This is a genomic window from Salinisphaera sp. C84B14 (genome assembly GCF_040361435.1).
GTDB lineage: Bacteria > Pseudomonadota > Gammaproteobacteria > Nevskiales > Salinisphaeraceae > Salinisphaera.
In genome coordinates this window covers 52,136-64,259 of the sequence record NZ_APNL01000022.1, presented here as the reverse complement: position 1 = coordinate 64,259, position 12,124 = coordinate 52,136, and the positions used below count along the sequence as shown (strand labels likewise).

Here is a 12,124-nt window from a genome sequence, read left to right as displayed (position 1 = left end):
CCCCCCCACCCCCGCCGCAGCCGCGCCGTATCGTGAGCGCACACGAACTGCCCGCGCATGCACGGGGCGTGCCCGCGCCGCTGGCTTTGGCGCGATCCTCGATCGAGCTGGCCATCCAGCCGCGCCTGGCCGGCATCAAGCATCTCAACCGGCTTGAGCAGGTGCTGGCGCGCGCGGAGTGCGACGCCCGCGGCCAGGCCGATGCGTGGATGGGCGATGCCGAAGGGTTCGTGATTGCCACCACCATGCGAAACCTTTTCTTTATTGATGCCGATGGCGAGTGGTACACCCCGAGGCTGGCGCGGGCAGGTATCATCGGGGCCACACGCCAGCGGCTCTGGCGTAAGCTCGAACAGGCGGGTAGGCGGGTAAGCGAACGCGATATCCGCCCGTCGGACCTCAGCGGTTGCAGTGCCAGCGTCGCCTGCAACAGCGTGGGCGGGGTGGTCGCGATATCGCATCTTGATGGTCGTGCGCTTGACGAAAGCGAATCGGCGGCCGAGTACGCGCGCAGCTTATTGAACGAACTCGACACTCGCGCGACTCAACGCAGCGAGAGCAACGACAAGGCAGGTAGCGGTGATTAAACGGGTGGTATGGGTTGTGATCGGCCTGGGCGTGTTGGCATGTGCCGCGCTGGCGATCGATACGACCCGGTTTTTCAATTCGCCGCTGAACAACGGCGAGGGCAAGCTGCTGACCGTGGATAGCGGTATGAGCTTCACCGCCATCGCCCAGCGCCTGCTGGCCGAAGACATCATCACGCGCCCCCGCGATGCGAAATACCTGTCGCTGTATGCGCGCTTTCAGGGGGTGGCCGGCAACATCAAAGCCGGCGAGTACGTGGTGCCGGCGCGCCAGACACCCGCCCATCTGCTGGAACTGCTGGTTTCGGGCAAGACACGGCAATATCGGCTTACCCTGGTCGAAGGCTGGCGTTTTTCCGAATTCCGCAAGCTCATGGCCGAAAACGACGCGATCGATCATCAGTTGACCGGCAAGAGCGACGCCGAGGTGATGGCCGCGATAGGCCATCCGGATGAAAACCCGGAAGGGCGCTTCATGCCGGACACGTATCTGTTTCCCCGCGGCATGACCGATATCGCGTTTCTCAAGCGCGCCTACCAGGCGATGCAGCGCTATCTCGATACACAATGGGAACAGCGTTCCGAAAATACGCCGGTCGAGACACCCTACGAAGCGCTGATTCTTGCGTCGATCATCGAAAAGGAAACGGCGGTGCCGGCCGAGCGTGGGCGTATCGCCGGCGTGTTCGCACGGCGGCTCGAGAAGGGCATGCGCCTGCAAACCGACCCGACCGTGATCTACGGCATCGAGGACTACGACGGCAATATCCGGCGTTCGGATCTGCGCCGCGATACGCCCTACAACACCTATACCCGGGCCGGCTTGCCGCCCACGCCGATTGCCATGCCCTCGCGCGCGGCAATCAAGGCTGCCCTCAATCCGGAGCCGGGGACTGCGCTGTATTTCGTCTCGCGTGGCGACGGTAGCCACGTATTTTCCGACACGCTCGCCGAGCACAATCGCGCGGTCGACGAGTATCAGCGGGGCTCTTGAGCGTGGCGGTCGTGGATGACGGGGCGCGTTTTATTGCCTTCGAAGGCGGGGAGGGTGCCGGCAAGAGCACCCAGATCGCAGCCGTTGCGGCCATGCTCGAGGCAGCCGGTCACGACGTGGTCTGCACGCGTGAGCCGGGCGGTACCGCGCTCGGTGAAGCGATACGCGGCGTGCTCATGGGCGAATACGATACGCCCATGCCGCCGATGAGCGAACTGTTGCTGGTCTTCGCCGCCCGCGCCGCCCACTTGAACGAGGTAATCGAGCCGGCCCTGGGTCGCGGCGCCTGGGTACTCACCGATCGCTTTACCGATGCCAGTTATGCGTATCAGGGCGCCGCACGCGGTTTGGGCAGCGAAACGGTCGCGGCACTGGAAACCCTCGTACAGGGCGAACGCCGCCCGGACCGGGTGCTGTTGTTTGATCTGCCGGTAGACCAGGGGCTGGCCCGTGCCGGCAAGCGCGGCGAGGGCAATCGGTTCGATCGGGAAACGCTGGTTTTTCACGAAACCGTTCGCGCGGCCTATCTGGCACGTGCCGAGGCACAGCCGGCGCGCTATCGCGTGATCGACGCCAGCGAAAACCCCGATGCCGTTCGTCGCCATATCGAGCAGGCGCTGGCCGATCTGATATGAGCGATACCCCCGCCGACGACGTCGCCAAGCCTTCCTGGCATGCCACGCTCTGGACGCGTATGGCCCAGGCGATGGCGATGGACCGTGTCGCCCACGGGCTGCTGGTGTGCGGCCCGCCGGGCATCGGTAAACGCGTGTTTGCCGAGCGTATCGTGGCTGCTTTGCTATGCCGCGCGCCCGACCGTAACGGCGATGCCTGCGGCCACTGTGCGGCCTGCCGCCAGCGCCAGGCTGAAACCCATCCGGATATCTCGCGCCTGACACCGGAGGAAACCGGCAAACTCATCAAGGTCGACCAGGTACGCGCCTTCTCCCAACGGCTGCAGCTTACCCCCCAGTACGATAGCGGCCGTATCGGCTGGATCGACCCGGCCGAGGCGCTCTCGCCCAGCGCTGCGAACAGTCTGCTCAAGACGCTCGAGGAACCGCCGCCGGCCTGTCATATCGTTCTGGTCACCGACCGTGTTTCGGCATTGATGCCCACGATACGCAGCCGCTGCCAGCTCTGGCGGCTCGCGCCGCCGGAGCCCGACGAGGCAAGGCAGTGGCTTGAGGCACGGCAGGTCGATTGCGACGGCCTGGATGTCGACAGTCTGCGCACACCCTTCGCCGTGGTCGATCGCCACGCCCAGGATTACGCCACCCTGATCGACGGCTGGGACAGCGCGCTATCCGACGTGATACGCAATCGCGAGGATCCGGCCTCGGCCGCGGAACGCCTGGCAAAGCAGCCGGCGGATCTGTTGACCGATTGGCTCTATCGCCGGGCGAGCGGCCTGCTATCGCTCGCCCTCATGAAAAGCGGCGATCCGGCCGATAACTCACAGGCGTTGCCGGAGAGCCTGGCACGGGTCGCCACGCGCATGGACCCGCATGCTTTTCAGCCCTGGTGCGCACAGGTGGCCGAGGCTGCGCGCCTGGCACGCAGCAATGCCGACTGGCAACTGGTGGTAGAGTCATTGCTGCTGGATCTGAAAACCCGTCTCAAGCGCAAGCCGAGTAGATAGATGCCCGAACAGAATGTTGCAAGCCAGTCCGGAATCGTTCGGTTGGATGTGGCCGACCGCGCCGAGCTGTGTGCGGCGTATATGCCGTTCGTGACCAACGGTGGGCTGTTCGTGAAACAGCAGTATCTGACCCAGACGACTTACGATATGGGCGCAGACGTGTTTTTGCTGATGCACCTGGTGGAGCAGAACGAACGCCTGCCCGTCGCCGGCAAGGTCGTGTGGGTTACGCCGCGCAACACCGGCAGCCAGCGCCCGGCCGGCATCGGCGTTCAGTTCGCCGCCCAGGACGGCGGTGCCACGCAGCAACGCCTGGAAACGCTGCTTGCCGGCATGCTCGAGAATCGACGCACCAGCTATACCATGTAGCGCACCCGCGCCTGCCGTGGATCGCCGGGGCCGGGCGGGCGATTGTCGCTTCAGCCCGCGGCGGTTGCCGGTTCGCTGGCCGGCGCGCGCTCACCGAGCTGCTCGGCGAGCACACGTTCGCTGGCGATAGCACGCCAAACCATGTTGAACATGGCCGGTGCCTTCTCGGCGAGGGGCCGCTTGCGGCCACGCAGCAACCACATCGCCACCATGCGATTGGCCACCCCCCAGATAAAATCGGAAATCTCGATCTCGTCGACTTCGTCGGTGAGCACGCCACGTTCGCGCCCGTCATTGATCACGCCCAGAAATACCGACATGAGCGCCGGCTGACGGAAGGTGTCGTCGTCACGCCAGGTGCTCAGATAGACCGAGCTCAGAATGATTTGCGCGACCTTGGGGTTGCGCTCGAAATAATCTAGCAGCACCCAGAACACCTTGCGCAGGCGATCCTCGAAATTTTCGATGCCCTGGAGATGATCGATCATGCGATTGGCCAGATCGCCCAGCCAGGTATCCAGGCTGGCGAACAGCACCGCTTCCTTGCTGCCATAGTATTTGTACAGCGTTTGCAGGCTGATTCTGGCCTCGCGCGCGATGTTGATCAGCTTGACGCGATGGAACTCACGCTCGGAAAACAATTCCAGCGCTGCGGCTTCGATACGAATACGCGTTGCGGGGTCCAGACGCGAAAGCGTCCGTTCACGTTCGCTGGTGGTTCTGGGGTATCGATCAATCACGGGTAACACTCATTACGCGCCAAATTCTAGGCGACTGTATCAAGCTCCGTGTATGTGCCCAAGTTTGCATAACTGGCTGAAATAATTGCGGGCAACTTGAAATCGCGCAGGGTAATGCGTGTACCGGTCGATCAAAAGCGGCGCCAGGGTATTGGAAATTACCTTTGTGCAGCGCATCGGGCGCGGGTATAGTCGGGTAAGCACCCAGTGCGGCCACAGCTTGCCTGCGAGCTTTCGTCGAGCCGCGCTCCCGACGCTTCGAGCCATGGAGATGCCATGTTTGCGACACTTCTGAAGAAGATCAACGACGCCAAACTATTGCCGAAAATATCGGATACAGAGCGCCATGCCCTTGAGGCCGGCTCGGTCTGGATCGACGGCGAGTTTTTCAGCGGTAATCCAAATTTCCGTGCCATGATGGATGAAGCCTATCCGGGCTTGTCCGAGGAAGAACAAGCGTTTCTGGATGGTCCGGTAGAAGAATTGCTGCATCGCGTGGATGGCTGGAAGCTGCGCGAAACGCGCCGCATTCCTGACGACATCTGGCAGTTTCTTCGCGACAAGGGCTTCTTCGGGATGATCATCCCGAAAGAGTACGGCGGTTCCGGCTTCTCCGTGCTCGCCCGCAGTGCGGTCATGACCAAGACCTCAGGCCTGGGCCCGGTGGGCACCCTGATTGTTATCCCCAATACTCTGGGGGCAGCGGAGCTGTTGCTCGAGTACGGCACCCAGGCGCAGAAAGACAAGTATCTGCCGGGGCTTGCGAGCGGCGAGTACGTACCGTGCTTTGGTCTGACCGAGCCCACGGCCGGCTCCGATGCGGCCTCGATCAAGGCCGAGGGCGTGGTATTCAAGGACGATGACGGCGAAGCCAAGATTCGACTGAATTTCTCCAAGCGCTATATCACGCTGGCGCCGATCGCCAATATCGTCAGCCTTGCCTGCTCGCTGCACGACCCGGACAACCTGTTGGGCAAGGGCGAATTTCCCGGGATCACCGTGGTCATGCTCGAAAAGGGCATGGACGGGCTGGAGCTGGGTGATCATCATCTGCCGATCGGCGCTTTCGACAATGGGCCCATCTACGGCAAGGACGTGGTCGCGCCGGTGGAAAACATCATCGGTGGCGTAGACGGGGCCGGCCAGGGCTGGCGCATGCTCATGGAACAGCTGGGCGGCGGTCGTGCCGTATCGCTGCCGGCCAGCGGTGTGGCCCTTGCCAAGACCAGCGCCGCTGCGGTGGGTCCGTACAGCATCGTGCGCGAGCAGTTCGGTATTCCGATCGGCCTCATGGAAGGCGTGGAGGCCAAGATCGCGCGTATCGCCGCGTTGACCTACACCCTGGAATCCGCGCGTATCTACGTCTGTGCGGGCGTGGACAACGGCAATCATCCGCCGGTGATCTCGGCCATTCTCAAGCAGCAGACCACCGAGATCGGCCAGCAACTGGTGACCGATGGCATGGATGTCATGGCCGGCGCCGGCGTCATGCAGGGCCCGAACAATATCCTCGGCGGTGGTTATACCGGCGCGCCGGTGAGTATCACCGTGGAAGGCGCGAATATTCTCACCCGCACGCTCATGATCTTCGGGCAGGGCGCGGTACGCTGCCATCCGTTCGCGCTGGATACGCTCAACGCCGTCCAGGCCGACGACGTACCGGCCTTCCGCAAGGCGATCCTGGGCTGGATGGGTCACTCGGTTAAGAATTTCTTCCGCGGCATTCTGCGCGGGGTTACGCGTGGCTGGACGGTAAGCACGCCGGTAAACGATGAAACCGCGCAGTACTTCCGCAAGCTCGGCTGGGCGTCGAGCCGTTTTGCCTTCCTGACGGATCTGGCCATGTTCCTGATCGGCGGCAAGCTCAAGCAGCGCGGCAAGATTTCCGGGCGTTTCTCCGATGCCCTGTCGTGGATGCTGTTCGGCGTGACCACGCTGCGTCGTTTTAAGGCCGAAGGCAGTCGCAAGGAAGACCTGCCCCTCGTGCACTGGGCGTTGCGCTACAGCCTGCATCAGGTACAGCTGGCCTTCGAAGGCATTTATGCCAACTTCGACGTGCCGGTGCTGGGTTGGATTCTGCGCTATCCCGGCCGCTTCTGGCTCAAGATCAATCCGCTGTCCACCGGTCCGCGCGACTCCATGGACCGTGCGGTCGCGGCCAGCATTCAGGCGCCGGGCGCACAGTACCAGCGCGTGGCCGGCGGCATGGGTACGCCGCGCGACGACGAGCCCGGCATGGGCCGTCTGCTCAACGCCTGGCGTCTGGTCAGCGAAGCGCAGGAACCGACGATGCGGGTTCGCAAGGCCCTGCACAAAAAGCAGATCCAGGCCCCGAACCTGCTCGAGGCGCTGGAGTCGGCGGTCGGCGTGGGCGTGATCACCCAGGACGATGCCGCCAAGATCCGCAAGGCCGAAGCCGCGCGGCTCGAGGCCATCCAGGTGGATACCTTCTCGGCCGAGGAGTATTACAAGGATGAAGTCTCGGACAATATCGAAGAACCGCCATTTGCGCGTGCGGCCAACCAGTAACGTGCGCTAGCGCGGAACTGGCATTAAAGGCGCCTGCGGGCGCCTTTTTTGTTTGCGTAGGCGGCTAAACCCAGCAAGGGTTTGGTATGCGCGCAGGCGCGGCGGGCGCAGGGAACGCCGCATCGATATTGAAGGGGCAAATCGTACAAGGGCATGGCAGAATGCGCGCCATGAATACGACCAGCCAACCCCCGCTCACGCGTCGCGTGAATAGTGCCGGCTACACGCTCGGCGAAGAGATTGCCAACGCCATCACCTCCGGTATCGGGACGGCACTATCGATAGCCGGGCTGGTGGTGATGGTGGTATACGCCACGCTGCTGGGTAACGTCTGGCACGTCGTCAGCGTAACCATTTTCGGCATCGCGCTCATTCTCAGCCACCTGTCGTCTACGCTGTATCACGCGGTCCATCCGCCGCGCGCCAAAAGCGTGCTCAAGGTTTTCGACCATCTCGCGATCTACGTGCTGATCGCGGGCACCTATACGCCGTTCACGCTGGTGAACCTGCGCGGTGTCTGGGGCTGGACGCTTTTCACCCTGATCTGGGCGCTGGCCGTGGGTGGAGTGCTGATAAAGCTCACCCGGCTGAATAACGTCAAGTATCTCTCCACCGCGTTCTACGTGGCAATGGGCTGGACGGTAGTGCTGGTCATCGGCCCGGTGATCGAGAACGTGGCCATGGGCGGGGTCTGGCTACTGCTGGCCGGCGGTATTTCGTACACCGTGGGCGTGCTCTTTTATGCCTGGAACAGCATGCCGTACAACCATGCGATCTGGCATCTGTTCGTGATTGGCGGCAGCGTGTTTCATTTCTTTGCCGTGCTGTTCTACGTGATTCCGCTGGCGCCGTCGGCGGCGGCACTGCTGGGCTGACGTGGCCGCCGAGCAGGCAACGCCACAGGGGGTTCTCCAGTCGGTCTTCGGTTACGACGCGTTTCGTGGCCGCCAGGCTGAAATCATCGATACCGTCTGCAACGGCGACGACGCGCTCGTGCTCATGCCGACCGGCGGCGGCAAGTCGCTGTGCTATCAGATTCCGGCGCTGGTACGCGATGGCGTGGCAATCGTGGTTTCGCCGCTGATCGCGCTGATGGCCGATCAGGTCGCAGCACTGGAACAGCTTGGCGTACGTGCGGCCTATCTCAACTCCACCCTTGATTTCGCCGATCAGCAGGCCATCGAGCAGGCGATGCGCGCAAACACCATCGACCTGGTGTACGTCGCGCCCGAACGGCTCATGCAACCGCGCATGCTCGATCTCGTGGCCGATTGCCGTATCTCCCTGCTGGCGATCGACGAGGCCCACTGCGTATCGCAATGGGGGCACGACTTTCGGCCCGAGTATCGCGCGCTGGCCGCGCTCGCCGACCGCTTTCCCCAGGTGCCGAGGGTTGCGCTCACCGCGACCGCTGACCTGCCGACCCGTGCCGAGATCATCGAACGGCTGCGCCTCGAGCAGGCCAACGTTTTCCTGCACAGCTTCGACCGCCCGAATATCCAGTACCGGGTTGCCGAACGCGGCAGCGCCAAGCAGCAGCTTCTCGATTTCATAGAACGCGAACACGACGGCGAGGCCGGGATCGTCTATTGCCTGTCGCGCCGCAAGACCGAGGAAACCGCAGAATGGCTCAATCAGCGCGGCAAGACCGCGTTGGCCTATCATGCCGGGCTGCCCGCGCAGCTGCGTCAGACCCATCAGGCGCGGTTTCTGCGCGAAGAGGGCGTGATCGTGTGTGCGACGGTGGCCTTCGGCATGGGCATCGACAAGCCCGACGTGCGCTTCGTGGCCCATGTCGATCTGCCGGCGAGCATCGAGGCCTATTACCAGGAAACCGGGCGCGCCGGGCGTGACGGTGCCCCGGCCACCGCCTGGATGCTCTATGGCCTGAACGATACGGTACAGCGCTCGCGCATGATCGAGCAGGGCAATGCGCCTGAAGAGCGCAAGCGCGTGGAACGTAGCAAGCTCGATGCAATGCTGGCCTACTGCGAGCTGGCCAGCTGTCGGCGGGTCAGCCTGCTGGGTTATTTCGGCGAACAGCGCGAACAGCCCTGCGGCAACTGCGATACCTGCCTGAACCCGCCCGAAACCTACGATGCGACCCGGCTGGCGCGGATGGCGCTATCGGCGATCTATCGCACCGGCCAGCGCTTCGGCACCGGTTACGTGATCGACCATCTACGCGGCAGCGCAAGCGATCGAGCGGTTGAACTCGGCCACGACGGGCTATCGACCTTCGGCGTGGGCGCCGAGGTGGAAACCAAGCAATGGCGATCCATCATCCGCCAGCTTATCGCCCTGGGGTACGTACGCGTCGATCCCGCCTACGGCGGTCTGGCCCTGGGCGCGCACTGCAAGCCGCTGCTCAAGGGGCGGGAGACACTGGAGCTGCGCGTGGATCGCAGCGGCAAGCGCGGGCGTGCGCGCAGCCGCCTGAAAAAGGAACTGCCGCCCATTGAAATGGAAGACGAACCGTTGTGGGAAGCACTGCGGGAGCTGCGCCTGCGTCTGGCCAAGGAACAGGATGTTCCGCCCTACGTGATATTTCACGATGCCACCCTGCGCGAGATGCTGGCACGCCGGCCCACGAGTACGACCGAACTGGAAAACGTACCGGGCATCGGCGAGAAGAAACGCGACGCCTATGGCCGTGAATTCGTCGACCTGATCGCCGAATACACGCGCTGACCGCTCGCAACACGGCGGCTGGGATTACGAATTAGCAACCCGGCCCAAAAATAGATTATTCAGTCGGTGGTTTCTCGGCTTGATCACGCGCATGTACGAGAGCACGCGTGCCGCGCTCGATCGTTCTTGAAGTCTTTGGCAGAAACAACCGAGACGGGCCGGCGTTTCTTTCGGTGGCGTTCAAAGCAGCGGCCGCAGGCAGCTGTTCCGGCGTGGGGTCAATAGGGCAGTTCGCCCCAGCGAAACGCCGGTTCCGCGGCGCCATAGAGCGCATGTGGGTGGCCGCCTAGCGTGGCCCATAGCTGGTCGCCGTAGTCGTAGTGCCACCACTCGCTGGGCAGGTTGACGAAGCCGGCATCGCGCATCGCGTGGTAGAGCAGGCGCCGGTTGTCACGCCAGTTCAGGAGCTGCGCGTCGTCGCCCGGCGCGGTTTCGAAATACGCCGTATGCGAGGTATCGCTCATGGCATCGAAGTCGCTGCCCATGGCGAGCAGTCGGCCCTGGTCGTCGGCGATGGACAGATCGACCGCGCCACCGGTCAGATGATACGGCGGGCTCTGAGCGAGATCGGGCATGGGGCGGGATACGAATTCGTCGATATGCTCGAGCCCGCCGCCTTGCTCGAGTTCACGGGCAAAGCGCTCGAACAGCCAGCGCTGCAGAGACAGCGGACGCCATGCATCGAACAGCACCAGCCGATAGCCCGAGGGCAGCGACGCGGCTGCCTGTAGCAGCCGTTCCAGCACGCCTTCGCGCACGAAGCACTCGGGCAGGGCGCCCGGCAGGCCTTCCAGATGGTAGCGCGGGCGTACCAGCACGCGGTCCGGGGCCAGGCTCGCGGGCACCAGCGCTTCGCCGTTGTCGGCAATGGGCAGATGGCGAACACGGTCGCTATCCACGGGGTCGGCAACGGGGACCGGGCGTTCAATCATCGAGGTGTCTCCTCAGAGCCTTTCTACATTAACGAAATCGCCGTGCCGCAAACCATTTTCGCGCAATCCAATGCGCAGCGAGCGTGGCGTCGTTTCGCGGCGTGAGCGAGCTGCAATGTCGCGCAGCTCGTCGTTCATTCGCGCCTCGCGCCTTGCCTGGCGAACTTCCGGCACGCAGCGCGCAGATTGGCGCTCGCGTTAACAGGCCGTAGAACCATCAGCCGAGCCGGCGTTTGCCGCCGCCGGGCCGAGTAACGCCGCCATGGCCCGATCGCGACTCATGGCGGGCGGTGCAAGGCGGTAGATCAGCGTGCCCAAAATCAGCCACACCAACAGGATGATGTATTCGTGCGGCCACAGCAGCGACATGCCGGTTCCCGGCAGGAGCGTGAGCAGGATGATCGCGGTAGCCGCGAGCGCGCCGATTGCGGGCAGCAGCAGCCAGCGTACGCGATAGGGCGGGTCGGCATCCGGCTGCAGGGACCGTATGCGGTAGAGGCTGGCCACGGCCAGCAGCCAGGCCAGGCCGATATAGATGCCGCCGGTATCCAGAAACCAGGTCAGCGCGGCCTCGCCCAGCCCGCCCAGGGCAAGCACTAGAATCAGCGTGAACAGCAGGGCCGCATCGGGCGTGCCACGGTGTGCGTCGACGCGGGCGAAAACACGCGGAAACAGGCCGGCACGCGCCAGCGCCAGCATCACCCGCGAGCTGGCCACGAACAGGGCAATGAAGCTGGTCACAAGCCCAAGTAGGGCAATGATGTAGGCGCCCCAGGCCAACGCCGGAAATCCGGCGATACGGTAGGCATCGATCGTGCCCTGCTCGAGTTCGGCAGTGCGTTGCCAGGGGATGACCCATGCCGAGGCGGTGAGCACGACGACATAGAACGTGCCGGCCAGTACGACCGTGGTCATCACGGCCACGCCAATGAGCCGCGGTGACAGGCGTGCGTCTTCGGCGAGCATACCCACCAGCGAAAAACCGGTCAGAAAGGTCATCGCCGGCAACACGAAGCGCAGCGTATCGGCCACGGGCCTGCCATCGGCCGCATAGGCCGGCCAGAAATTATCAAGTTCGCCGTAGCCGAAACCCACGAGGGTCAGGCCCAGGCCGATCAACAGCATGGCGAGGAACAGCGAGATCTGTACGCCGCCGCCGAGTTTCAGTCCGCGCCGGTTGATCGCATAGACGGCAATCGCCAGGGCCGCGCCAATGAGCAATACCGGGGCATGGACCGTCTCGCCGGCCAGGGTATAGAGCGCGCCGCTGTGGATGGCCGGAAACACCCTCGCAAGCAGGCCGCCGGCGGCCGCCACATAGAACGCCAGCGAGCTGACATAGGCACCGATCAGCAGCCAGCCGGCCACGAAAGCCGTGGGCCGTCCGAAGGCCACAAACGCATACACGATTTCGCCGCCGGCACGCGGGTAGCGCGACGCCAACTCGGCATAGGCAAAGGCAACACAGGCAGCCAGCACCGCGCCTATGATCAGGCCGAATATCTCGCCGCCGGCACCGTAGGCGGCAAAGAAGTCGCCGTTGGTATAGATCCAGCTCGTACCGAGCACGCCGGCCGCGCCCATGGCGATCAGGCCGAACAGGCCCAGGCTCTTGTTGAGGTCGCTCATCGAGGTCAACC

Annotated in this window: 12 protein-coding genes; 8 read left to right on the top strand and 4 right to left on the bottom strand. The window is 63.7% G+C overall.

The features are described from left to right. The 5 genes from C84B14_RS16175 to C84B14_RS16155 form a co-directional block, all read left to right on the top strand. A partial coding sequence (locus tag C84B14_RS16175) for an aminotransferase class IV (protein WP_502949917.1) occupies positions 1-587 on the top strand: 587 nt, incomplete at its 5' end. After that, positions 580-1,581: an endolytic transglycosylase MltG gene (gene mltG, locus C84B14_RS16170; protein WP_353225633.1), complete on the top strand. Its 1,002-nt coding sequence runs from the start codon at positions 580-582 to the stop codon at positions 1,579-1,581. The genes C84B14_RS16175 and mltG, both read left to right, overlap by 8 nt. Beyond that, positions 1,578-2,216 carry a dTMP kinase gene (tmk, locus tag C84B14_RS16165; protein ID WP_353225631.1) on the top strand — a complete coding sequence of 213 codons (639 nt, stop codon included), beginning with the start codon at positions 1,578-1,580 and terminating at the stop codon, positions 2,214-2,216. Before mltG ends, tmk begins: the two co-directional genes overlap by 4 nt. Further along, positions 2,213-3,223, top strand: a complete 1,011-nt coding sequence (gene holB / locus C84B14_RS16160) for a DNA polymerase III subunit delta' (protein WP_353225629.1) — start codon at positions 2,213-2,215, stop codon at positions 3,221-3,223. Before tmk ends, holB begins: the two co-directional genes overlap by 4 nt. Further along, on the top strand, positions 3,224-3,592 hold the full coding sequence (locus C84B14_RS16155) for a PilZ domain-containing protein (RefSeq protein ID WP_293625081.1): 369 nt from the start codon (positions 3,224-3,226) through the stop codon (positions 3,590-3,592). A 50-nt stretch (positions 3,593-3,642) separates the two neighbouring features. Here C84B14_RS16155 and C84B14_RS16150 read toward each other — a convergent pair whose 3' ends face one another. Then, positions 3,643-4,332, bottom strand: coding sequence for a TetR/AcrR family transcriptional regulator (locus C84B14_RS16150; protein ID WP_353225627.1), 690 nt, complete (start codon positions 4,330-4,332; stop codon positions 3,643-3,645). 276 nt (positions 4,333-4,608) lie between these two features. Here C84B14_RS16150 and C84B14_RS16145 point away from each other — a divergent pair, with 276 nt between their 5' ends. The 3 genes from C84B14_RS16145 (at position 4,609) to recQ (ending at position 9,552) form a co-directional block, all read left to right on the top strand. Beyond that, positions 4,609-6,861, top strand: a complete 2,253-nt coding sequence (locus C84B14_RS16145; RefSeq protein ID WP_353225625.1) for an acyl-CoA dehydrogenase — start codon at positions 4,609-4,611, stop codon at positions 6,859-6,861. 161 nt (positions 6,862-7,022) lie between these two features. After that, on the top strand, positions 7,023-7,736 hold the full coding sequence (gene trhA, locus C84B14_RS16140; RefSeq protein WP_353225623.1) for a PAQR family membrane homeostasis protein TrhA: 714 nt from the start codon (positions 7,023-7,025) through the stop codon (positions 7,734-7,736). 1 nt (position 7,737) lies between these two features. After that, positions 7,738-9,552: a DNA helicase RecQ gene (recQ, locus tag C84B14_RS16135; protein ID WP_353225621.1), complete on the top strand. Its 1,815-nt coding sequence runs from the start codon at positions 7,738-7,740 to the stop codon at positions 9,550-9,552. A gap of 218 nt (positions 9,553-9,770) precedes the next feature. Here the strand turns inward: recQ and C84B14_RS16130 are convergent, their stop codons facing one another. The 3 genes from C84B14_RS16130 to C84B14_RS16120 are packed head-to-tail and all read right to left on the bottom strand — an operon-like array spanning position 9,771 to position 12,113. Then, a complete protein-coding gene (locus C84B14_RS16130) occupies positions 9,771-10,484 on the bottom strand; it encodes a M15 family metallopeptidase (protein ID WP_353225619.1) in 714 nt (237 codons plus the stop codon). A gap of 12 nt (positions 10,485-10,496) precedes the next feature. Further along, the gene (locus C84B14_RS16125; protein ID WP_353225617.1) at positions 10,497-10,622 is read right to left on the bottom strand and encodes a hypothetical protein; all 126 of its coding nucleotides are present in this window, start codon (positions 10,620-10,622) and stop codon (positions 10,497-10,499) included. Between the two features lie 60 nt (positions 10,623-10,682). Beyond that, positions 10,683-12,113 (bottom strand): APC family permease, encoded by a 1,431-nt coding sequence (locus C84B14_RS16120; protein ID WP_353225615.1) that lies wholly within the window; start codon positions 12,111-12,113, stop codon positions 10,683-10,685. Positions 12,114-12,124 lie beyond the last annotated feature (11 nt).

Excerpts from the sequence above, each read along its gene's own strand:
- C84B14_RS16130 (WP_353225619.1), bottom strand. The coding sequence starts at position 10,484 with ATGATTGAACGCCCGGTCCCCGTTGCCGACCCCGTGGATAGCGACCGT.
- C84B14_RS16145 (WP_353225625.1), top strand. The coding sequence starts at position 4,609 with ATGTTTGCGACACTTCTGAAGAAGATCAACGACGCCAAACTATTGCCG.
- C84B14_RS16120 (WP_353225615.1), bottom strand. The coding sequence starts at position 12,113 with ATGAGCGACCTCAACAAGAGCCTGGGCCTGTTCGGCCTGATCGCCATG.
- C84B14_RS16125 (WP_353225617.1), bottom strand. The coding sequence starts at position 10,622 with ATGAACGACGAGCTGCGCGACATTGCAGCTCGCTCACGCCGCGAAACG.
- holB (WP_353225629.1), top strand. The coding sequence starts at position 2,213 with ATGAGCGATACCCCCGCCGACGACGTCGCCAAGCCTTCCTGGCATGCC.
- trhA (WP_353225623.1), top strand. The coding sequence starts at position 7,023 with ATGCGCGCCATGAATACGACCAGCCAACCCCCGCTCACGCGTCGCGTG.
- C84B14_RS16155 (WP_293625081.1), top strand. The coding sequence starts at position 3,224 with ATGCCCGAACAGAATGTTGCAAGCCAGTCCGGAATCGTTCGGTTGGAT.